General features: G+C 70.7%; 16 protein-coding genes. 11 read left to right on the forward strand and 5 right to left on the reverse strand.

Annotation, left to right across the window (positions count from 1 at the left end; translation table 11 throughout):
- The first annotated feature begins 27 nt into the window (after nt 1–27).
- Nucleotides 28–942 (forward strand): helix-turn-helix transcriptional regulator, encoded by a 915-nt coding sequence (locus RBJ65_RS21495; RefSeq protein WP_306316864.1) that lies wholly within the window; start codon nt 28–30, stop codon nt 940–942.
- On the opposite strand, the gene RBJ65_RS21500 is transcribed toward RBJ65_RS21495, so the two are convergent.
- The 4 genes from RBJ65_RS21500 to RBJ65_RS21515 all read right to left on the reverse strand — a co-directional run bounded on the left by RBJ65_RS21500 (nt 863) and on the right by RBJ65_RS21515 (nt 4,517).
- On the reverse strand, nt 863–1,801 hold the full coding sequence (locus RBJ65_RS21500; protein WP_306316863.1) for an SAM-dependent methyltransferase: 939 nt from the start codon (nt 1,799–1,801) through the stop codon (nt 863–865). The genes RBJ65_RS21495 and RBJ65_RS21500 overlap by 80 nt on opposite strands.
- A gap of 87 nt (nt 1,802–1,888) precedes the next feature.
- Entirely contained in the window at nt 1,889–3,013 is a 1,125-nt protein-coding gene (locus RBJ65_RS21505; protein ID WP_306316862.1) for a helix-turn-helix domain-containing protein, read from the reverse strand.
- A 79-nt stretch (nt 3,014–3,092) separates the two neighbouring features.
- Complete coding sequence (locus tag RBJ65_RS21510; protein ID WP_306316861.1) at nt 3,093–3,266, reverse strand: hypothetical protein; 174 nt, start codon at nt 3,264–3,266, stop codon at nt 3,093–3,095.
- Between the two features lie 378 nt (nt 3,267–3,644).
- A complete protein-coding gene (locus RBJ65_RS21515; protein ID WP_306316860.1) occupies nt 3,645–4,517 on the reverse strand; it encodes a GntR family transcriptional regulator in 873 nt (290 codons plus the stop codon).
- Between the two features lie 200 nt (nt 4,518–4,717).
- On the opposite strand from RBJ65_RS21515, the gene RBJ65_RS21520 reads away from it, so the two are divergent.
- The 5 genes from RBJ65_RS21520 (at nt 4,718) to RBJ65_RS21540 (ending at nt 10,916) form a co-directional block, all read left to right on the forward strand.
- A complete protein-coding gene (locus RBJ65_RS21520) occupies nt 4,718–5,992 on the forward strand; it encodes an extracellular solute-binding protein (RefSeq protein ID WP_306316859.1) in 1,275 nt (424 codons plus the stop codon).
- Between the two features lie 129 nt (nt 5,993–6,121).
- Complete coding sequence (locus tag RBJ65_RS21525) at nt 6,122–7,006, forward strand: carbohydrate ABC transporter permease (RefSeq protein WP_306317152.1); 885 nt, start codon at nt 6,122–6,124, stop codon at nt 7,004–7,006.
- On the forward strand, nt 7,003–7,839 hold the full coding sequence (locus tag RBJ65_RS21530; RefSeq protein WP_306316858.1) for a carbohydrate ABC transporter permease: 837 nt from the start codon (nt 7,003–7,005) through the stop codon (nt 7,837–7,839). The genes RBJ65_RS21525 and RBJ65_RS21530 overlap by 4 nt, the downstream gene beginning before the upstream one ends.
- A gap of 51 nt (nt 7,840–7,890) precedes the next feature.
- Nucleotides 7,891–9,465 carry a beta-N-acetylhexosaminidase gene (locus tag RBJ65_RS21535; RefSeq protein ID WP_306316857.1) on the forward strand — a complete coding sequence of 525 codons (1,575 nt, stop codon included), beginning with the start codon at nt 7,891–7,893 and terminating at the stop codon, nt 9,463–9,465.
- Nucleotides 9,466–9,542: 77 nt separating this feature from the next.
- A complete protein-coding gene (locus tag RBJ65_RS21540; RefSeq protein ID WP_306317151.1) occupies nt 9,543–10,916 on the forward strand; it encodes a cellulose binding domain-containing protein in 1,374 nt (457 codons plus the stop codon).
- Between the two features lie 51 nt (nt 10,917–10,967).
- On the opposite strand, the gene RBJ65_RS21545 is transcribed toward RBJ65_RS21540, so the two are convergent.
- Nucleotides 10,968–12,464 carry a methyltransferase domain-containing protein gene (locus RBJ65_RS21545; RefSeq protein WP_372341196.1) on the reverse strand — a complete coding sequence of 499 codons (1,497 nt, stop codon included), beginning with the start codon at nt 12,462–12,464 and terminating at the stop codon, nt 10,968–10,970.
- A gap of 392 nt (nt 12,465–12,856) precedes the next feature.
- Here RBJ65_RS21545 and RBJ65_RS21550 point away from each other — a divergent pair, with 392 nt between their 5' ends.
- The 5 genes from RBJ65_RS21550 to RBJ65_RS21570 all read left to right on the forward strand — a co-directional run bounded on the left by RBJ65_RS21550 (nt 12,857) and on the right by RBJ65_RS21570 (nt 21,291).
- Nucleotides 12,857–17,137 carry an FtsK/SpoIIIE domain-containing protein gene (locus RBJ65_RS21550; RefSeq protein ID WP_306316855.1) on the forward strand — a complete coding sequence of 1,427 codons (4,281 nt, stop codon included), beginning with the start codon at nt 12,857–12,859 and terminating at the stop codon, nt 17,135–17,137.
- A gap of 123 nt (nt 17,138–17,260) precedes the next feature.
- Entirely contained in the window at nt 17,261–17,542 is a 282-nt protein-coding gene (locus RBJ65_RS21555) for a hypothetical protein (RefSeq protein ID WP_306316854.1), read from the forward strand.
- Between the two features lie 14 nt (nt 17,543–17,556).
- On the forward strand, nt 17,557–19,188 hold the full coding sequence (locus tag RBJ65_RS21560) for a hypothetical protein (protein ID WP_306316853.1): 1,632 nt from the start codon (nt 17,557–17,559) through the stop codon (nt 19,186–19,188).
- A gap of 53 nt (nt 19,189–19,241) precedes the next feature.
- The gene (locus RBJ65_RS21565) at nt 19,242–19,523 is read left to right on the forward strand and encodes a hypothetical protein (protein WP_306316852.1); all 282 of its coding nucleotides are present in this window, start codon (nt 19,242–19,244) and stop codon (nt 19,521–19,523) included.
- 16 nt (nt 19,524–19,539) lie between these two features.
- Nucleotides 19,540–21,291: a serine/threonine-protein kinase gene (locus tag RBJ65_RS21570; RefSeq protein ID WP_306316851.1), complete on the forward strand. Its 1,752-nt coding sequence runs from the start codon at nt 19,540–19,542 to the stop codon at nt 21,289–21,291.
- Nucleotides 21,292–21,299: the final 8 nt, after the last annotated feature.

Raw genomic sequence — 21,299 nt, forward strand, 5'->3', positions numbered from 1 at the left:
CGCAAAAGCAGACCCACAGGAGTCCGCATGTCCGTCGCCCGTCCGCTCCACCTCCCGGACCTCGAGGTCTTTCGTGAGCCAGGCCGGCACAACCCCACCGTGCTCCGCAGGGTGCTCGGTGCGCTGCTGCGGCAGCGCCGCGAGGCGGCCGGCATGGAGGCGCAGCGGGCGGCGGGCATCCTCCAGTGCAGCCCGGCGACGATCAGCCGACTCGAGACGCAGGGCCTGGGGCTGACCGAGCGCAAGGTCGCCGCGCTGCTGAGCGCGTACGGAGAGAGCGAGAGCGACATCGCGGCGTGCGTCCTGCTGGTGCGTGACGCGGACAGGCCCGGGTGGTGGCAGCGCTACGACGACGTGCTGCCGAAATGGCTCGATGCGCTCATCGCGCTCCAGGACGCCTGCTCGGTGATCCGCACCTACGAGGTGCAACTCGTCCCCGGGCTCCTTCAGACCAAGGAGTACGCGACCTGTGTGACGCGCGGCCGGCCCTACCTGACGCCCGAACAAGTGGAGCGCCTCGTACGGCTGCGGATGGAGCGACAGGACCTGCTGTGGCGCTCGGACGCCCCGAACCTCTGGGTGCTGTTGCACGAGTGGGTGCTGGAGACGCCGGGCGGTGGGCCGCGTGTGATGCGCGAGCAGCTGGAGCACCTGATCAAGATGGCCGAACAGCCGCACATCACCCTGCAGTTGACGCAGGTCCGTGATCAGTACGGCCCGGTGGTCGCCAACCCGATCACCTATCTGCGCTTCGATCAACTGAGCCTGCCCGACACCGTCTATCTGGAGGACCTGGAGGACGCGCGGTTCCTGGACCGGCGCTCCGAGTGCGACCGGTACCGGTCGATGCTGGACACGCTCCTCAACTACGCGGCCAGTCCGGAGGACACGGTCCGGCTGCTGAAGGCGAAGGCCCGCTCGTTGCAGGCGCGCTCCCTGTAGCTCCTGTTGTCCCTGTAGCCCCTCGGTCGTGGGTCGTGGGCGGCCGGGGGACCTTGCCGATGCCGCCGTACTCGATCCACTCATGACTGGCCGCCCGCGGGCCGAGCGTGGTGCCGGTGGGCCAGGTCGAGATGTCGACAAGGCCCGGCTCCAGGAGCCTGAGATCGCGGAAGTAGTGCTGCACGTCCTGTCGTTGGCGCACCTTGCCCCACTGGCCGGGCAGTGTGTCGAGCATGAGGTCGGTGATGGTCTTGCGGACGGCGGCGTCGTCGCTGACCAGGTGGCTCACCACCAGCACACTGCCGGCGGGCAGTAGATTCGCCATGTCGTGCAGCACCCGGTCGGGATTGTCCGCGTCCGGGATGCAGTGCAGCACCGACACATAGAGCGCGGCCACGGGCTGGTCGAAGTCGATGAGGTCCACGACTCCCGGATGGTCGACGATGGAGCGCGGTGAGCGCACATCGGCCTGAATGACCGCGGTGCCCTCCGCCCCGGCGAGCAGGGCCCGGCCGTGCGCGAACACCATCGGGTCGATGTCCACGTAGACGACGCGGGCCCCGGAGTCGACGCTCTGGGCGATGTCGTGCACGTTGTTCCGGGCGGGCAACCCCGATCCGAGGTCGAGGAATTGCCGAATTCCGTGCTCGACGATGAGGTAGGGGACAAGGCGTTGCAGGAAGTGGCGATTGTTCACTGCCACGGTGGGGGTGCTCGGGGCGCAGGCGCGCAATTCCTCGCAGGCCCGGCGGTCGGCGGGATAGTTGTCCCTGCCGCCGAGATAGTAGTCGTGCATCCGGGCGAGATTGGGCCGGGTGATATCGATGGAGCGTACTGGCGACCCGTCGCTGATGTTCATCTCGCAACCCCCGAATACAGCGAACCGCCATAGTAGACAGAACACCGGGTTGTGAGCCAGAACTCCGCGGCGGCAACGCTTATTTGGCTACGATGAACGGTTGCGCCCGGTCCCGTCGCCGGGGCCGTCGTCCGGAAGGTTCAGCGGAAGCCGGGGCGCGCCCTCGGCGCCCTGCGGATCGAGGCGGACCAGGAAGCCGTACTCGACGGCCTCCCACAGCGGCCTCATGTCGGCGGGCATGCCGCCCAGCGCCTTGACGAGGGCCCCGGTCTGCGGCCACGTCGGCACCATGCGTCCTTGGAGGACCGCCGTCACGTCGTCCGGAGTGAGCGGGGTGCCGCCGGCCTCGCAGACGCGTTCGCTGGTGGGGCACGCGGCGGCCAAGTGCAGTCCGCGCAGCGCCGCGTGCAGCCGGTGCACGGCGTCGGGCAGGGGGTGGCGCACCGGCGGAGCCATGCCCTGAGCGTGTTCCCACAGCATGGTCACCTCGCGCGGGTCGCCCCCGCACACGGTGACCAGCGCCTCGGTCACGCGCCATGAGGGCAACCGCTCCCCGGACAGAATGCGCGACACATAGGGAGCCGACAGGCCGCGGCCGGTCTGCGCCGCCGCGTCCTTGACGGTCAGTCCGCTCCGGCGGTGCAGATAGGACAGGGCGGCCGCGAGCAGCATGCCCGCCCTGGCGGCGTCCGCGGCACGGGCCTGTTCGTCCCTCGGTGCCCCGTTCGCCGGCGGGATCGCGTCGTACTGCCGCGCCGCAGAGCGGTCCGTGGCCCGGCGCGAGAGCCGACGTTCGACCTTCTTGTGCGCCCACCGCTTGCGGGCCGTGGCCGTGCTGACCGCCGCCGCCGCGGCCACTTGTTCCCAACTCGCCCCCCGGGCGTGCGCCTCGTGCACCGTCGCCGAGAGGTAGTACTCCACCTCCCGGCTCACCTCGTCGGCCAGGCGCAGCCGGGCGGCCAGGTTCCACCCCTCGTACTCGGCGGACAGCAGCCGGGCGGCCAGGAGTTGGAGGTCCTCGGCGATGCTCTGCCCCAGCGGCAGGGTGCCGGCCGCGGCGGGCTGTGCCTGGCGGGCCAGCCCGCGCGCACGCTGGGCGCGGCGTCGGCACCGCTGGGAGCAGTACTCCTGTCGCCGGCCCACCGGGTTGCTCCGCTGGAACGGGCGCTTGCAGTGCAGGCAGTTGCCGTCTTGCGGCTCGCGGTTCGTCACGTCGACTCCCTGTGCGTGCAGAGACGTGGTGCGGACCTGTCGGCGCCGGCCCGGCCGGCGCCGACAGGCGGCGCCTCCGTCAGCTCTTGTGGATCCGCAGGTAGCGAACGAAGGAGTGTCGGGTCAGCGCGAACGCCGAGGCGAGGGCGCAGACGCCGACGGGTGCCTGCCATGCGCCGGTGATGAGCACGAGGGGCAGCACGACGAGCGCGACGAAGACACTCAGCTGCAGCGTGCCAGCCCAGGCACTCAATTCCTGGGTTTCACGACCATGAAGCCGCGGAAGAGTAGCTTCGTAACCCACTGGACGTCGAATTCGGCGGACAGCTGAAAAGGGATCTAACACGGAATTCCTTCCTCTGGGTAGGACTGCTTGTTGGATCAACTTGCCTGAGCGGCCCCGGTCTTGGTGTGCAGCCGGTCCGGGGCCGTCTCGGATTCTGCGTCATCGGACGCTACCGCTTCACCCTCCCGAGCCGCCACCATTCGGTTCAGTAAGGCAAATCTCGCGCGCGCAGGGTGAATATCGCCGAAACGCGCCCAAGGGGTGCGGTGTTGTCGAAATTGCAGCGTCGTCAAAAAAGGGCAAGTTATGGCATGGGCGATCGCCACGCGGTAAATTCCCGGACACTTACGGCGCCTGAACGTCCCCCCTCGTGGACGACAGCACCGTGTCGCGGTGGGCGAAGTCGCCCGGCGGGATGCCGGGGTGGTGGCCCGGGAGGGGGGCTGGTGCGGGGGCGGTCGGGTCGAGGGTGAGGCGGGAGACGATGCGGTAGCGGTCGCCGCGGTACAGGGAGTGGACGTACTCGACGGGGCGGCCGTCGGTGTCGGAGGTCAGGCGCTCGACCAGGAGGGCGGGGGAGAGTTCGGGCACGTCCAGGACCTCCGCCTCGGCCCGGGTCACCACCGTGGGCTCGATGGTCTGGATCGCCTCGCGGACGCGCACGTCGTGGTGCTCGCGAAGGTGCTCGTACAGGTCCCCGTTCTCCAGCTCCTGGGCGGACAGTTCGGGGGCGAGGTCGGCGCGGATGTGGAGGTGCTCGATGGCCATCGGGGCGCCGTCGACCAGGCGCAGCCGGGCCACGTAGATGATCCGGGCCGCGGGGGAGAGGCGCAGCTTGCGGCCGACGCGGGCGCCAGCCTGGATCGTCGTGAACTCCAGCAGCCGGCTGGACCAGGCGCCGCCCGCCCGCGGCACCTCAAGACCCTGTGCGGGCGAGACCAGCTCCTGGGTGATCTTCTCCGGGGCGACGAACATGCCGCGCCCGTGTTCGCGGACCAGAAGGCCCGCCGCGACCAGTTCGTCCACGGCCGCGCGCAGCGTGGGACGCGAGACACCGAGGTCCGCGCAGAGCGTGCGCTCGGAGGGGATCGGGTCGCCGGGGCGCTGTGACTCGATGAGTTGCAGGAGGTGGTCGCGGACCCGCTCCCGTTTCAGTACCGCTCCCGTCGTCCCGCCCGCGTTGTTCGCGTGGTGCGGGTTGTTCGCGCCGGTGGTCATGGTCCGCCCCCTCGTGTTCGTGCGACCAGCTCTCTGACCAGTTGACCACGGGAGTGTGGTGATCGACGAGGGGGGGTCCCCAACTAGGCAGCAATAACAAAGGGGTTGACGGTCGCAATGGTCTATGCCAGCTTACTTCCTCACTAGAGGTCACCTGACCAGTTGGATACTGGTTAGGTCCGGCACCCCAGAGGTGAACCGTGAAGCTCCGTTTGCTCGCCGGTGTGTCCGCGCTCGTCGCGCTCACCGGGCTCAGTGCGTGCAGTTCGTCGGATTCCGGTGACGCGAAGGCGGCCGGCGACGGGAAGACCGCGATCGATGTGTGGCTGATGCGGGACAGCGTCTCCGCCGCCTTCCAGAAGGACTTCGAGGCGGGGTTCGAGGCCGACCATCCGGAAATCGACGTACGCGTCCAGATCCAGGAGTGGGACGGCATCGGCGAGAAGGTCACCGCGGCGCTGGCCAGCAATGACGCGCCCGATGTCATCGAGACGGGGAACACGCAGGTCGCCCAGTTCGCGCAGAGCGGCGGCCTGAAGGACCTGAGCGACAAGGTCGACGAACTCGACGGTGACACCTGGCTCAAAGGGCTCGCCGAGCCGGGATCCTGGCGGGGCAGGCAGTACGGCATCCCGTACTACGCGGCCAACCGCGTCGTCATCTACCGCAAGGACCTCTTCGAGAAGGCCGGAGTCGACGCCGCGCGCATCAAGACCCGCGACCAGTGGATCACCGCGACGAAGAAGCTCAACAAGGGCGCACGGCAAGGAATTTACCTCCCCGGGCAGAACTGGTACGCCTACGCGGGCTTCGTCTGGGACGAAGGCGGAGACCTCGCCGTCGAGTCGGGCGGAACGTGGAAGGGCGCGATCGACAGCCAACCGGCCCTGCGCGCCCTGGCGTTCTACGAGAAGCTTCAGGCCCTCGGCAAGGGGCCGAAGGACTCCGACGAGGCACAGCCCCCGCAGGCCGAGATGATGGCCAAGGGGCAGGTGGCGCAGATCATCAGCACGCCGGGCGGCGCCAACGTCGTGACCCAGAACAACCCCGCACTCAAGGGCAAGTTGGGCTTCTTCCCGATCCCCGGGAAGACGGCCGACACCCCCGGCGCGGTCTTCACCGGCGGCTCCGACCTGGTGATTCCGACGGTGTCACAACACCACGACGCCGCGTTCACCTTCGTCAAAGAGCTGACCGGCGACACATGGCAGCGGAAGCTCGCCGTCGCGATGAGCTACGTACCGAACAGGACGAGCCTCGCCGGTGCGGTCGCCAAGGACCCGGGCGCCTCCGCGATGGCGGTCGGCGCCGCCGTCGGGCACGCGACACCGAACACACCCGGCTGGGCCGCCGTCGAGGCCAAGAACCCGATCAAGGACTGTCTGACGGCCGTCCTGACCGGTGGGGATCCGGCCCGCGAGACCGCGAAGGCCGCGGACGCGATCACGGCGGCGATGAAGTCCTCCGGCTCCTGACCCCGCCGCCCCGCCCCCTACGGAGAGGAGTGCGCCGTGACCATCGACGTCCGTGACCCCAAAGAGGCCCGAACGGTGTCCCGGCCGCCGACCCGGCGCACCCCGGGCGACACCACCCGCCGCGCCACCATGTCCGGAGTCTGGCCCTACCTGCTCGTGGCGCCCGCGGTGCTCGGCATGCTGTACCTGCTCCTCTACCCGCTGGCGCGCGCCGTACTGATCTCCTTCCAGGACTTCGGGCTGCGCCAACTCATCCTGGGAGACGCCCACTTCACCGGTATCGACAATTACACGAACCTGCTGTCCGACCCCAGGTTCTGGACGGTCGTGCGCCGCACCTTCCTCTTCATGGCCGTGAACGTCGCCCTCATCATGGTCCTCGCCACCCTGGTGGCGCTGATGGTGGAGCGGCTCGGACGGTTCGGCAGGGCGGCGGTGCTCAGCGCGCTCGTACTGACCTGGGCGATGCCCGTCGTCGCGGCCACCACGGTGTTCCAATGGCTGTTCCACTCCGAGTACGGGATCGTCAACCACGCCCTCACCGGCCTCGGCCTCAGCGGCTTCGAGGGATATCCGTGGCTGGCGCACGGCGGCGCCGCGTTCGCCATCCTCGTAGCGCTTGTGGTGTGGCAGTCCGTGCCGTTCGCCGCCATCACCCTCTACTCGGCGCTCACCACCGTGCCCGCCGAACTGTACGAGGCGGCACGCCTCGACGGCGCCTCCGGACCCCGGATCTTCCGCTCCATCACCCTGCCGATGGTGCGGCCGATCTTCATGCTCGTGCTCTCCCTCGAAGTCATCTGGACGTTCAAGGCGTTCGTACAGATCTGGGTGATGACCCGCGGCGGCCCCGGCGACGCCACCACGATCCTCCCCGTCTACGCCGTGCAGACCGCCCTGGCCCAGCAGCGCTACGACCTCGGCTCGGCCGCGTCGATGGTGACGGTGCTGCTCATGTCCGGAGTGCTCGTCGTCTACTTCCGCCAGATGTTCCGTCAGGAGAACGAGCTGTGACGACTCCGCGCGCGCTGCGCCGACTCCCGCTGCACACCGCCGCCACCGTGACGGTCGTCGGATGTCTCTTCCCCGTCTACTGGATGGTGACCACGGCCTTCACACCGAACCGGGACATCCAGTCCGAGCACCCCCGACTCCTCCCGCGGAGCTGGACGTTCGACCACTTCCGGCGGGCCGTCGAAGCGGACGGCTTCGGTCTCTTCTGGCGCAACAGTGTGCTGGTGACACTCGCCGCCGTCGCCCTCGCCCTGCTCGTCGCGCTCGGCGCCTCGTTCGCCGTGGCCCGGATGCGCTGGCGGGGCCGCCGACAGTTCATGCTCATGGTGTTCATCGCGCAGATGGCACCCTGGGAGTCACTGATCATCCCCGTGTACATCATCTCCCGGGACACCGGCATGCTCGACCGGCTGCCGACGCTGACCCTCGTCTACTTCATGATGACGCTGCCCTTCACCGTCGTCGTCCTGCGCGGGTTCATCGCGACGATCCCGGCGGAGCTGGAGGAGTCGGCGCAGGTCGACGGCTGCACGCGGCTCGGCGCCTTCCGGCACGTGGCGTTCCCGCTGCTGGCGCCCGGCCTGATGGCGACTTCGCTGTTCGGCTACATCACGGCGTGGAACGAGTTCGCCTACGCCAACTTCCTCATCATCAAGCAGCAGGACCACCGGACCCTGCCGGTGTGGCTGTCCTCGTTCCACAACACCTTCGGCACCGACTGGGGCGCCACCATGGCCGCCTCCACCCTGTTCGCGCTGCCCGCCCTGGCCGTCTTCCTGCTGTTGCGGCGACACGTGACATCGGGGTTCGCCGCCGGCGCGGTCAAGGGCTGAACCCCGCCGCGCCCGTCCCGTCCTCCCCACGGCCCGCACCGGAGGTCCGCCGTGCCCGCGTCCCGCCCCGCGCTCGTGCCCGCACCCACCCAACTCGCCCACCGACCAGGCCACTTCACCCTCACCCCGGACACCACGCTCCGGGTCGCCCCGGGCGCCGAAGCCGCCGCCGCCCTGCTGCGCACCCTCCTCGCACCCGCCACCGGCCTCCCGCTCCGCCCCGCCCCCGACGGGCCCTTCGTCCTCGCACTCGACCCCATGCTCGGAGGACTCGGCACGGAGGGCTACGGCCTGACGGTCTCGCCCGACGCCGTGCTGCTGCGCGCCGCCCACCTCACCGGCCTGCTGCGCGGCATCCAGACGATCCGTCAACTCCTGCCCGTAGAAGCGCTGTCGCACCGCCCACGGCCCGGCGTGCCCTGGACGCTCCCGTGCGTCGAGATCACCGACACACCACGGCGCGCCTGGCGCGGCTTCATGCTCGACGTGGCACGGCACTTCCAGCCCGTGTCGTTCCTGCGCCGCTACGTCGACCTGCTCGCCCTGCACAAACTGAACGTGCTGCACCTGCACCTCACCGACGACCAGGGCTGGCGGCTGCCGGTCGCCGAATATCCGCTGCTCACCGAGGTGGGCGGCCGGCGCGCACAGTCGATGGTCGGGCCCGCCGGATCCGGTGTCTTCGACGGGACACCGCACCACGGCGCGTACACGGACAGGGAACTCCGCGGGCTGGTCGCCCACGCCGCCGCCCGTGGTGTCACCGTCGTGCCCGAGGTGGAGATGCCCGGACACACCCGCGCCGCCCTCGCCGCCTACCCGGAGCTCGGCACCGTACCGGGCCGCCGTCTCGACGTGTGGACCCACTGGGGTGTGTGCGACACGGTGCTCGGTGTCCACGAACCCGTACTCGAGTTCTGCCGCACCGTCCTGGACACCGTCACCGACCTCTTCCCCTCCCGGCACGTGCACATCGGCGGCGACGAGTGCCCCACCACCGAGTGGGCCTCAAGTCCCCACGCGCGTCGGCGCGTCGAGGCCGAAGGGCTCGCGGGTCCGGGCGAACTCAGAGGCTGGTTCCTCGGCCGAATCGGCGCCCATCTCCTGGAGCGCGGCCGCACTCCGACCGTGTGGGCCGAGGGCCTGGAGAGCCTGCCGCCCGAGTTCACCGTCATGACCTGGCGCGACCCCGAGCACACCCGCATCGCCCTCAAGCGCGGCCACAACGTGGTCAGCAGCCACTACGGCGCCACGTACCTCGACTACGCCCAGTCCACCTCTCCGGCCGAACCGCCCGCCCAGCCCGGCGCCGTCGTCGATCTGCGGACCGTCCACGAGTACGACCCGCCCGACGACCCCGCCCTCCCCGGCGAACTCCTCGGCGTACAGGCCCAGTTGTGGACCGAGTTCGCGGCCACCGCCGAGCACGTCGACCATCTGGCCTTCCCCCGCCTCGCCGCGCTCGCCGACCGGGCGTGGCACGGCGCCTCCCCGTGGCCGCTCGCCCGCGCACGCCTGCTCGCGCACGGCTCGCGGCTCGAGGCGTGCGGGGTGCGGCACGGACCGATCGACCCGTACGTCCCCGACTCCCGCCCCTCCGTAAAGAATCGAGAGGAATCGAGATGAGCAGTCCCACGCGAGAGAAGACCGCGACCCGCCGCCGCGCGCTCACGAGAACGGCACGCTGCGCAGTCGTCGCCCTGATGGGCTGCGCGAGCCTCGCCGCGCTGCCCGCCACCGAGGCCGGCGCCGCGACGGACGCCCTGTCGGTGCAGTACCACACCGGCTCCACGGGGAGCGACCAGGCGGAACCGTGGCTGAAGGTGAAGAACACCGGCACCGGCTCCGTGGCACTCAGCGGCGTCAAGCTGCGCTACTACTTCAAGGCCGACTCGGCGAGCGCCACCTACCGTTTCGCCTGCTCATGGGCCGTGAAGGGGTGCGCCAACGTCACCGGGACCTTCGGCACCCTCGCCCACCCGACCGCCACCGCCGACCGCTACCTGGAGATCGGCTTCACGCCGGGCGCCGGCTCGCTCGCCGCCGGAGCCGACAGCGGCGACCTCCAGCTCCGCTTCCACCGCTCCGACTGGCAGCCGCTGAACCAGGCCGACGACTACTCCTTCGGCGCCTCGCAGACCACGTACGGGAACTGGACCAAGGTGACCGCCCAGCTGAACGGCACGACAACCTGGGGCACCGCCCCCGAGGGCAACGACCCGACCGACCCGACCGATCCCACCGACCCGACCGACCCGCCGGGCGACGGCGCGACCCTCTTCGACGACTTCAGCTACACGAAGTACGACGACCCGGCGATCTCGGCCCACGGCTGGAACGTACGCGCCAACTCCGGCGGCCCCGGCGTCCCGGGCGCGACCTGGGCGCCGCAGAACGTGACGTTCGCCGCCGGCGGCGGCGGCAACACGGTCATGAACCTGGAGACATCGACCTCCGGCACCGCCGGGAGCACGAAACAGACCGAAGTGCTCACCAAGGCCACGAAGTTCAGGAACGGGACGTACGCGGCCCGCGTGAAGTTCAGCGACGCGCCGAAGACCGGACCCGACGGAGACCACCTGGTGCAGACGTTCTTCACCATCAACGACCTCAAGGCACCAATGGCCGACGACTACGCCGAGTACGACTTCGAGTACCTGCCCAACGGCGGCTGGGGCGAGCCGTCGAACATCCTGTACACAACGTCCTGGGAGACCTACAACCCGGACCCCTGGCAGGCCGTCAACCAGCACACGGAGAGCCGGCAGAGCTACGCGGGCTGGCACGACCTCGTCGTCACGATCGACAACAGTGCCATTCGGTACTACGTCGACGGGCAGCCGTTCGGCACCCACGATGCCGCGTACCTGCCGGAACGGCCCATGTCGATCAACTTCAACCAGTGGCTGATCGACCTGGCGGGCCAGTCGAGCACCAGCCCGCGCGCGTACGACCAGCAGGTCGACTACGTGCTGCACGTGAAGGACCAGGTCCTCACACCCGCGCAGGTGGCGGCCAAGGTGGCCGCCTACCGCGGCGCGGGCACCGCGTTCGAGGACACCGTGCCCGCCGCGTGAACGGGACGGGCGGCCTCGGCGGACACGTACTCGCCTCGGCCGCCGCGTCGCTCAGGCCCCCGCGTCGAGCCTGAAGTGGAAGATGCCCCAGGTGAGTTGGTCCTCGCGGCCGCCGTTGATCCAGTGGCCGAGGCCCGTCTTCATCTGGCTGAGGTAGTCGTGGCTGATCCTTCTGGCCAGCCCTTCCGCCTCCAGGCGTTCGGTCTCTTCGAGGACCCGCGTGTAGTGGTTCACCAGCTGCTCGCGGTGCTCCTCGAAACCGCCGTCCACGGCGGTGAATCCGAGCCGGTCGAGCTCGCGCGCGTAGAAGCCGGGTGAGCCCATGTCGTCCAGGTGGATCCGGTCGAGGATCGGCTGGAGGGCCTCGGCGCGGGCGCCGTCCGTCGCCGCCATCGGATCGGTGAAGATCAGATGGCCGCCGGGGCGCAGCACCCGGGCGATCTCCTTGAGCACCTGGGGCCGGTTCCCGCTGTGCAGGAAGGCGTCCTGCGACCAGACGACATCGACCTGGTCGTCCGGGTACGGGATGTCCTCGAAGGACCCGTCCACGACCTCGATCCTGTCGGTGAGACCGCGCGCCGAGTTCAGCTGCTTGTGGCGCTGGTTCTCCACCTCGCTGAGGTTCAGGGCCAGCACCCGGCAGCCGTACGTCTCCGCCAGGTACCGCGCCGAACCGCCGAATCCGGAACCGAGGTCGAGGACCACGGAGTCCCCGGTCAGCTCCAGCTTCGACGCCATCTGCTCGACGGTCCGCCGACTGGCGTTCGCGATGGGCTCCACCGGGCTCTCGTACAGGCCGATGTGGATGTCCTCGCCGCCCCACACCGTGGCGTAGAAGGTGTCGGCGTCGGGGGAGTTGTAGTAGCTGCGGGCGGTGCTGACCGCGCCCTTGTACTGGTCCTCGCCCTCCGCGATGTACTCCTTCTCCGCCACATGCACGAAGAAGTCCGGCTGCTCGCCCCGGTACGTGTGCTGGAAGTCGCCGTAGGTCTGGATGCGCTGGAAGCCCACGTCGGACATCAGCCGCCGCGTGTAGTCCTTCCGCAGCGGGAACATGTTGAGGTAGTAGAGGGAGTCGTCCGGGAATTTGTACCGCATGCGGCACAGGCCCTCGTCGACGTACTCCGGCTCCACGATGACGTCCTCACCGCAGTAGTAGTAGCGGTGCTTGCTCGTGTACCCGTCATCCAGGACCGCGTCGTAATTGCGCTGGTCCAGGATGAGAATTCCGTCGTGCTTGAGCATCGCGTAGAACTCGGCCAGCGCCTTGCGCCGGTCGCGCTCCGAGAAGAGATGCGTGAACGAGTTGCCGAGACAGACGATGGCGTCGTACTCGCCGTGGACGTCCCTGTTGAGCCAGCGCCAGTCCGCCTGCACGACCCGCAGTATGTGCCCGCCCTGCTTCTGGCCGTTCTCGAAGGCCCTCGCCAGCATCTCCGCGCTGCCGTCCGCGCTGACGGTCTCGAAACCCGCCGACAGCAGTGCCACGGAGTGGAATCCCGTGCCCGTCGCGACGTCGAGCACGTTCCTCACCCCCCACTTCCGCAGCAGGTCGATGAAGAAATTGCCTTCGCTCGCCGCCCTCTTCTCCCAATCGATGAGGGAGTCCCACTTCTCGACAAAGCTGGGGACGTACTCCTCCGTGTAGTGCCCGGTTTCGCGTACTTCGACAGGGTTGTCGCCGAACTCTTGGGCCGGTTGCACGATGATGGGGAACCCTTCAGCTATGAGGAATCTTGCCTTGCTGGTCTGAGCGCATCGCTGTCCAAGACCGCGCTGTCCTATGCCTCCAAACGTCGTATACAGGTGCGCGGTTGGGTTCACGTGCGCTGCGTCCACGGTCAAAGGTCGTGCGCTCACCGTCAATGCCGCCTGCCGCCGTCCACGCCAGACTCGACGCATCGCGCGGCAGCGAGTGGCGAGCAGAGAGGCGGGACCCGGTGCGGATCGTGTACGGCCACGGCGAGTCCGAGCAGGAAGTTCAGTTGCGGGTCGGCAGGCCCGACGCCGATCTCGCCGACCTGGCGGGGGCGTTGGGCATCCCGGCGAACGCGCTGAGCGTCGACGGCAAGGTGGCCCCGCCCGACACCGGCCTGTACGAATCGGGGCTGGTGCACGGCGCCCGCGTGGCCCAGGCCGGGTGGGAGCCGGACGCGGCGCGGCACGGGCCGGGCCTCGTACTGCGGATCACCGGAGGGCTCGACGCGGGGCGCAGCGTGCCGTTGCTGGTGGGCCGCACCGTGCTCGGCCGCGGCGAGGAGGCGGACGTCCGCGTCGCCGCGTCGGGGGTGTCACGGCGGCACGCCGCCGTGGACGTCAGCGCCGACGGGCAGGCGCACCTCACCGACCTGGGGTCCGCCAACGGCACGGACGTCGGCCGCAAACGGATCTCCGGAGCCGTGCCCGTGCACCCCGACGACATCGTGTCGCTCGGCGGCGAGGTGCAGGTGCGGATCCTGCCGCAGGACCGCGTCGGCCGCGTGCAGCGCGTCAACGCGGTACGGGAGGCCGGGCCCGGCGGCACCCTCCCGTTCAACCGGTCACCGCGCGGCGGCCGCTCTGCCGAGGCGCCGAGCATCCGCGCTCCCGAACCGGTGCCGCGCGCCGACAAGCCGCCGTTCAGCATCTCCAGCATGCTCGGCCCGCTGGTCCTCGCCGGGGCGATCGTGGCGATGACGCACGACATCCGGTACGCGGCGATCGCCGCGCTCACCCCGCTGATGTTCGTCGGGAACTTCGTCGAGGACCGGATGCGGGGCCGCTTCAGTTTCCGCCGCGGCATGCGCGAACACACCGTCAAGGTCGCCGAGTTCGAGAAGGCCGTCGCCCAGCGGCACGCCGACGAGATCCGCGCCCGCCGGGCCGCGCACCCGGACCTCGCCGAGATGGTGCACCGGGCCGCCGCGCCCGGCGTGGCGCTGTGGGAGCGGCGGCCCGGCGCCCCCGACTTCCTCAAGGCCGTGGTGGGCAGCGCCGACCTGCCGTGGGCCCCGCCGCTGGAGACCGGCGGCAACGGGACCGCGCCCGAGGTGGCCGACGTGCTCGGCTCCCGCTCCGTACTCCCGCAGGCGCCCGTCGTCGTGGGCCTCGGCGCCGGTGAGGCCGTCGGCCTGGAGGGCAGCAGGCGCGCCTCGCTCGCCGTGGCCCGCTCGCTGCTGTGCCAGGCCGTCGTCGGCTCCGGCCCCGCGGACGTGACCGTGGCGGTGTTCACCGACGAGGACCGGCTGGCCGACTGGGACTGGACGAAGTGGCTGCCGCACGGCGCCGATCCGCAGTCCGGCTCCTCCCGGCTCGTCGCGGTGGGCGCCGAGCAGAGCGAGCAACTGGCCCGCGCTCTCCTCGCGTCGACGGCGCCCAGGCGCGGACGCGGCGGCGGAAACGGTGCCAACGGCGGCGACCCCGAGCACGACCTGGGACCCGTACTGCTCGTCGTCGTGGACGGCGCCACCCTCCTCGAAGGCCGCCCCTGCCCCCTGCGCGACCTGCTCGCCGGGGACACGGCGCGGTGCGCGGGCCTGGTGCTGACGGGCAGGCTGCCCGCGCTGTGCACCTCGGTCGTCTCCGTCACCCGGCAGGGCAAGGCGCAGGTGCGCGACGTGGCATCGGACGACGTCGTCCACGACGTGCTGCCGCACGGGATGAGCCGGCGCACGGCCAGGGACACGGCGCGGGCGCTCGCCCGGTTCGAGGACCCCGAACTGCGCGTGGAGGGCGCCGGGCTCCCGGACAAGATCTCGCTGCTGCCGCTCCTCGACCTGCCGAAGGTGTCCGGCGAGAGCGTCGCCGAACGCTGGCGCGACCGGGTCCCGGCGCTGCGCGTGGGCGCCGTGCTCGGCGTCAGCGAACGCGACCTGTTCACCGTCGACCTCGACGACGACGGGCCGCACGCCCTGATCGCGGGCACCACGGGCTCCGGCAAGAGCGAACTGCTGCGTACGCTCATCGCGAGCATGGCGGTGGACGCCGACCCGGAGCACCTCACCTTCGCCCTCGTCGACTACAAGGGCGGCGGCGCCCTCGACGAATGCGTCGAACTGCCGCACACCGTGGGCCTGGTCACCGACCTCGACGAGCAGCTCAGCGAGCGCGCCCTGCGCTGCCTGGACGCCGAACTCCGGCACCGTGAGCGGCTGTTGCGCGAGGTCGGCGTCGGACACATCCGCGACTACCAGCGGCTGCGCGACGGCGGCAGGACCGAGCTCGAACCCATGCCCCGGCTCGCCGTGGTGATCGACGAGTTCGCGACCCTCGTCAAGGCGCTGCCCGACTTCGTCGACTCGCTGGTGAGCATCGCGCAGCGCGGCCGCACCCTCGGCGTCCACCTGGTCATGGCCACCCAGCGCCCGGCGGGCTCCGTCAACGACGCCATCAAGAACAACGTCAAACTCCGCATCGCGCTGCGCCTGGAGAGCGCCGCCGACTCCGGCGACGTCATCGACAGCCCGGCCGCCGCCGGCATCGGCACCCGGCAGTGGGGGCGCGGCTACTACCGGCTCAGCGCCGCCGAGGTGCTCCCGGTGCAGACCGCGCTGTCCACCGGCGTCACCCCGGAGGCCGAGGTGACCGCGCCGGTCACCGTCGAGCCGTTCCTCCTCGGGGCGCCCGTCACGCACGGCACGACGACGGGCGCGGACGAGGGCGAGACCGACCTGCGGCGGCTCGTCGCGGCGGCGGGCAAGGCCGCCAGGATCGCCGGCTTCGCCGCGCCGCGCCGCCCCTGGCCCGACCCGCTGCCCACGACCGTGCGGAGCGCGGACCTGCCCGCCGTGGCCGAGCGCGGACTGCACAGCGACACCCCGGGCCTGCCCGCCTGGGCGCTCGCCGACGACCCCGACCGGCAGCGGCAGTACCCGGTCGGCTGGGACGCCGCCGCGGGAAACCTGCTGCTGTACGGGGGCGGCGGCAGCGGCACCTCCGCCGCCCTCGCCGCGCTCGCACTGGCCGCCGCCCGGGCCACCGCACCGGACCGGCTGCACCTGTTCGTCCTGGACATGGGCGCGGGCGACCTGGCCCCGCTGACCGGCCTCCCGCACACCGGCGCCCACATCGGCTCCGGCGAACGCGAGCGGCAGATCCGGCTGATCAAACTCCTGCGCAGGGAACTCGACGCCCGCAAGGCCCGCGGCGGCCCGCGCCCCGACGGCGTACCGGAGCAGCCGCCCGCGGAGTGGCTGGTGCTGCTCGACAACCTCGGCGCGCTCCTCGCCGACTTCGACAAGGACGTCGCCGGGATGAACCTCATCGACGAACTGGCCCGGGTGTACGCGGACGGCCCCGGCGTCGGCATCCGGTTCGCCGTCAGCGCCGACCGCAACGGCGCCGTGCCCTCCGCGTGGGCCGCGCTCACCCAGACCAAGGTCCTGATGCGGCTGTCCGATCCGGCCGAGTACGGCTACTTCGACGTACCCCGCACGTCGGTGCCCACCTACGTACCGGGCAGGGCCCTCGTCGCGCCCAACCAGCAGGTGATCCAGATCGGTTGGCCCGGCGAGGACCTGGCCGCCGCGGTCGAAGCCACCAGGGCGCACTGGCCGGACGCCGTGCGCGGCGCACCCGGCATCGGCCTGCTGCCGCGCGAGGTCTCCGTCGCCGACCTGGCCGACGCGGGAGCCGCCACGTCGGGCGACCCGTGGCTGCTGCCCATCGGCCTGGACGCGGACACCCTCGGCGTCACCGGACTGCGGCTGTACGAACACGAGCACGCGCTGATCGCGGGCCCGCAGCGCTCCGGCCGCAGCACCGCCCTGTGCACCCTCGCCCGGCAGGCCGCGGCGGCCCCCGGCGGCCCCTCGGTCATCGCCTTCGCGCCCCGCCGCTCGCCGCTGCGGGAGGTCGACGGACTCACCGCGGTGGTCACCGAGTACGGCGCGCTCGAAGCGGCCCTGTCGTCCGTGCCGTTCGGGAGCGCGCTGCTGCTCCTCGTCGACGACGCGGAGTCCGTCGAGGACGAACAGGGCGTACTCGCCCAGTGGCTGGCCGCGCCGGGCCCCACCGCCCATCTGGTCGCTGCGGCCCGCGGCGACACCCTGCGCCGCACCTACGGCCACTGGTCCCAGCCGGCCCGGGACAGCCGCTGCGGCGTCCTCCTCGTCCCCGACCACGACCTGGACGGCGACCTCCTCGGCACCGAACTCCCGCGCTACGACCGGGTGGCCCCGCTGCCGGGCCGCGGCTACCTGGTCGTGGACGGCGTGGCGAGCGGAGTGCAGCTGGCGTCGTAGCACCCCCCGGGGGGGGGCGGGGCTCAACTGCACGCACCATCAAGCACATTGCACCCACGATCAATGACGCGTGCGGGCCACCGGCCGGAGAATCCTCACGTACACCACAGGGGGACGCAGCAGATGACGGACTTCGACTTCCAGGCGGCCGACCACCTCAGCCGACAGCTGACCCAGCTCATCGAGAAGCTGGACTGGCTGCTGTGGCTGCGCTCGACACAGCGCAAGTCACTCCTGGGCGGCGAGGGCAGCGACAACTGGCAGGGTGCGAAGCGCCGTCACTTCGAGACCGACTTCGCCCGTGGCCAGAGCTCCCTCACCCGCCTCAAGGACCAGGCCCGCAGCCTCCAGACCGAGGTCGCCACCGCCACCCGCACCGCACGCGCCAAGTCCGACGGCGACTGAGGAGGAAGCGGCGTATGACTTCCCGCAAGGGCATGGTGTCCGCGGTCCCGGAGAATCTGCTGAAGTACGCCCAGGTGTGCACGCAGGGCGCCGAACAACTGCAGTCCTGGGTACGCACCGTGCTGACCCCGGCCATCAACGCGTACGAGGCGAGCGGCCACAAGTGCTACATCCTCGACGGGAACGTCGCCCAGCAGGTGGCCTCCGTCTACTACACCGACCGCGACGTGCGCACGGTCGGCCTCGCCTTCCAGAAGACCCAGGAAGGCAAGGTCACGGTCCGCGCCCAGGGCGCGCCGGTGTGGGCCAAGGACACCGATGTCACCGCCATCGCACGGCAGTTGCAGTTGCAGTGGGCGAACCAGGCGTCGTGGAACGCGGGGGCGGCGCTGGCGGCCAGATACCTCAAGGACCACCCGACCCTCCTCAAGGACAAGAAGGCGTTCGTCGACGAACTCAACCGGCACGTCAACGACCCCTATTTCTGCGCGAGTTTCTTCAGCAAACTCGACAGCGACCAGGTCGAGACGATGGTGGCGCTCGGGGGCACGCAGGCGCTCGTCAAGGCGTACGAGAGCGGGGCGCTCGGCAATCCGGGGGCGAAGGCGGTCGGCGACATGCTCGCAGGGCCGATCCGGCAGCCCACCCTCCCGCCGGTCAATCTGGACACCAACTACATCACGCAGGAACAGAAGAACGCGCTGCTGCGCACACTCGCCCAGAACCCGGTCGCGGCCGGGCACTTCGCACAATCCCTGAGCCCGGAACAGCTGTCGCGCATCTTCCATCTGGAAGGCGCACAGCATCCCGAATTGCGCCCACTGCTGCTCTCCACATTGACGGTGGCGGTCCAGCAGGTTCCCGAAGGCCAGGTGCGCCCCCTGATGAACAAGGTGACGCAAGGCCTCTTCGCCGGGGACGAGAAACTCTCCCGCAGCGAATGGCAGTCGCTCAGCAAGGCGTTCAAGCAGTTCTACGCCACGGCCCTGCCCCGCACCATCGGCTCGATGGGCTCGCCCGGCGAGACACCGAATCAACTCGGCGGCAGGATGGACCAGGTGGGCAAGCAGGTCGGCGCGGACCTGATGCCGTTCATCCGTGCCGCCTACGACGCGGACCCCGATCACAAGGTGCTGCGCGACATGCTGGCGGGCGCCCTTGGGAACGTCGAAGGCGGGCTCGTCCCCGGTGGCCCGCTCCCCAAGATCGCCGCCGATGCCGCCATCGGGGCCGCCCAGGCCTACCTCCAGGGCGCGGGCCTGGATCCCGCGAAGGGCCTGATCGGCCTCATCCCGATCCCCGAGGGAACACCCGTCGCGGCGCGGAACCTCAACGACCAAGTGGCGCTCTCCGCGTACTCCATGACGCTCAGCAGACTGCTGGAGAGCCACAACATCTATCCGGCCGGGGCCAAGCAAGGAGAAGAACAGCCGATCACCGTCGGGAACGACCCCGCGGCCAAGCAGAGCCGCATTCTCGACATGCTGCGGCACCCGGAGAAGTACCAAGTCGGCAAGGACGTTCCTGAAGGCGAAGGCAGAAACGGGGAATCGGCGCCCGATCTGCGTTCGTTCGGAGCGCGTTTCTGGAATCAGGAGCGAACGTCCGTCGAGGAGTTCCTCAACCAGGAAAAGAGCGACGGCTAACAAGAGCACGCCAACGACAAGAGCACGCCAACGACCGGACAGGGAGAACAACCATGGCAGGCACCGTAAAGGTCGACGAGGCAGCGCATGCCGCGAGCCGGAAGTTCCTCGGCATCATCGACGGCGGACTCCAGCAGTCCATCAGCCAACTGACCGCCGCCGGAAACGTATTGAGCGACCAGAGCCACTGGGACGGCAGGCACGCCGCCGAGTTCCGCCAGGCCTGGCACGGCGCCCAGGCCGACCTGAACAAGATCAGGCAGTCGCTCGAGGAGTTCCAGCGGAAGTTCGACACCGTGCTGAAGAACATCACCCAGGCCGGCGGCAACGGCTGACCACGAAGGACTCCCGATGCCCGAGACGGACCCGGCCCACCCCTGGACCGCCGAGCTGAGCGAGGCCGACCTCCAACGGCTCGGCGCCCAGCCGCTGCACCGCAACGACCCGGTGACCATCGGCCCGTACCGGGTGCTCGCCCGGCTCGGCGGCGGCGGAATGGGCCGGCAGTATCTCGGCCGCGACACGGACACGGATGCCGGTACGAGCGCCGGCACCCGGTTCACCGGCACCGCCCACTACGACACGAGCGCCCTCGTCGCCGTCAAGGTGATCCGGCCGGAGTACGCGGAGGACCCGCGCTTCCGCCGCCGTTTCGAACGCGAGGTCGCGGCGAGCCGCCGCGTGCACGGCCGCTACACCGCCGAGCTGCTCGGCTCGGGCTTCGACGAGGACGAGCACCTGTGGATGGCGACGGCCTACGTTCCCGGGCCCGCCCTCGACGACGCCGTGGACCGCTTCGGCCCGCTGCCCGCGCCGGTCGTGTGGCGGCTCGCCGGTGAGACGGCCCAGGCCCTCGCGACGATCGGGGCCACCGGCATCGTGCACCGCGACCTCAAACCGTCCAACATCCTGCTCGCCCCCGACGGCGTACGCCTCATCGACTTCGGTGTCGCCCGCACCACCGACGCCAGCGCCCTCACCATGACAGGACAGCAGGTCGGCACGCCCGCCTTCATGTCCCCCGAGCAGGCGGAGGGGCGGGAGGCGACGACCGCGTCCGACGTGTTCTCGCTCGGCTCCGTACTCGCCCATGTGGCCACCGGCAGGGCGCCGTTCGGCGAGGGCTCCACCGCCGACGTCATCCACCGCGTCGTCTACGAACCGCCGGACGCACGGGTGCTGGGACAGGCCGAGCACGGCGACCGCGAACTCGGCGAACTGATCCGCCGCTGCCTCGACAAGGAGCCGGGGCGACGCCCCGCGCCAGAGGAGATCGTCGAGGCGGCCCGGCAGCGCGGCGCCGCGCCGCAGTGGCCGCCAGGGCTCGCCGAACTCATCGCGGACCGGGCCGCGTTCCGGGGCAGCGCCGCCGCCGTCGCGCCGATGGCGCAGGAGACCGTGCTGCGCCGCGGCGCGCCCCAGCCCACCAGCGGCGGCACGGACACCAGGCAGCGCGGCGGCCGTCGGCGAACGGTCGCGGCGGTCGTCGCGGCGGTGGTGGCCGTCCTCGCGGTGGCGGGCGCGGCGTACGCGTTCCTCGCACCGGGCGGCACACAGGATCCGCAGAGCGGGCGGGTCCACCCGTCGTCCTCGTCCTCGCACCCACGCGACACCGCCTCGCCTTCGCGGCAGCCGGACAGCGAAAGCCCCGGGCCCCCGGACACCTCACCCGCTCCCGGAGGCGGCGACGACCCGGCCCAGCCGCCCGCGGAGGACGGCGGCGCCGAAGCCGACCCCGGCGGCGCCGCCACCCCGGGCGGCGACGATGACGACCAGGCCCAGCCGCCGCCCGACGACGACGCCCAGCCGCCGCCCCGACAGACCACCACCCGGGCCCCTGAGCCGCCGAGCACGCCCCAGAAGCCGTGGCGGAACTGCCGCTACTACTCGGGCACCGCGCTCACCGACTACGGCGACACCGGCAATCGGGTCCGCCAGGTGCAGTGCATCCTGAAGGCCCGCGGCTACAACATCGGCCCCGCCGGCGTCGACGGGCAGTTCGGCCAGGACACCGTCACCTGCGTCAGGCGCTTCCAGAGCGCACACGGCCTCCAGGTCGACGGGCAGGTCGGCACCAACACATGGGCGAAACTGCGCGGTTGACGCCGCCG

Origin of the sequence: Streptomyces sp. KL109B (assembly GCF_030766935.1) — a bacterium.
Taxonomy (GTDB): domain Bacteria; phylum Actinomycetota; class Actinomycetes; order Streptomycetales; family Streptomycetaceae; genus Streptomyces.

What these genes read in the sequence shown, in the direction of transcription:
- RBJ65_RS21565 (WP_306316852.1), top strand. Translation starts at nt 19,242, where the DNA reads ATGGCAGGCACCGTAAAGGTCGACGAGGCAGCGCATGCCGCGAGCCGG.
- RBJ65_RS21515 (WP_306316860.1), bottom strand. Translation starts at nt 4,517, where the DNA reads ATGACCACCGGCGCGAACAACCCGCACCACGCGAACAACGCGGGCGGG.
- RBJ65_RS21525 (WP_306317152.1), top strand. Translation starts at nt 6,122, where the DNA reads ATGTCCGGAGTCTGGCCCTACCTGCTCGTGGCGCCCGCGGTGCTCGGC.
- RBJ65_RS21570 (WP_306316851.1), top strand. Translation starts at nt 19,540, where the DNA reads ATGCCCGAGACGGACCCGGCCCACCCCTGGACCGCCGAGCTGAGCGAG.
- RBJ65_RS21495 (WP_306316864.1), top strand. Translation starts at nt 28, where the DNA reads ATGTCCGTCGCCCGTCCGCTCCACCTCCCGGACCTCGAGGTCTTTCGT.
- RBJ65_RS21540 (WP_306317151.1), top strand. Translation starts at nt 9,543, where the DNA reads ATGGGCTGCGCGAGCCTCGCCGCGCTGCCCGCCACCGAGGCCGGCGCC.
- RBJ65_RS21555 (WP_306316854.1), top strand. Translation starts at nt 17,261, where the DNA reads ATGACGGACTTCGACTTCCAGGCGGCCGACCACCTCAGCCGACAGCTG.
- RBJ65_RS21500 (WP_306316863.1), bottom strand. Translation starts at nt 1,801, where the DNA reads ATGAACATCAGCGACGGGTCGCCAGTACGCTCCATCGATATCACCCGG.
- RBJ65_RS21560 (WP_306316853.1), top strand. Translation starts at nt 17,557, where the DNA reads ATGACTTCCCGCAAGGGCATGGTGTCCGCGGTCCCGGAGAATCTGCTG.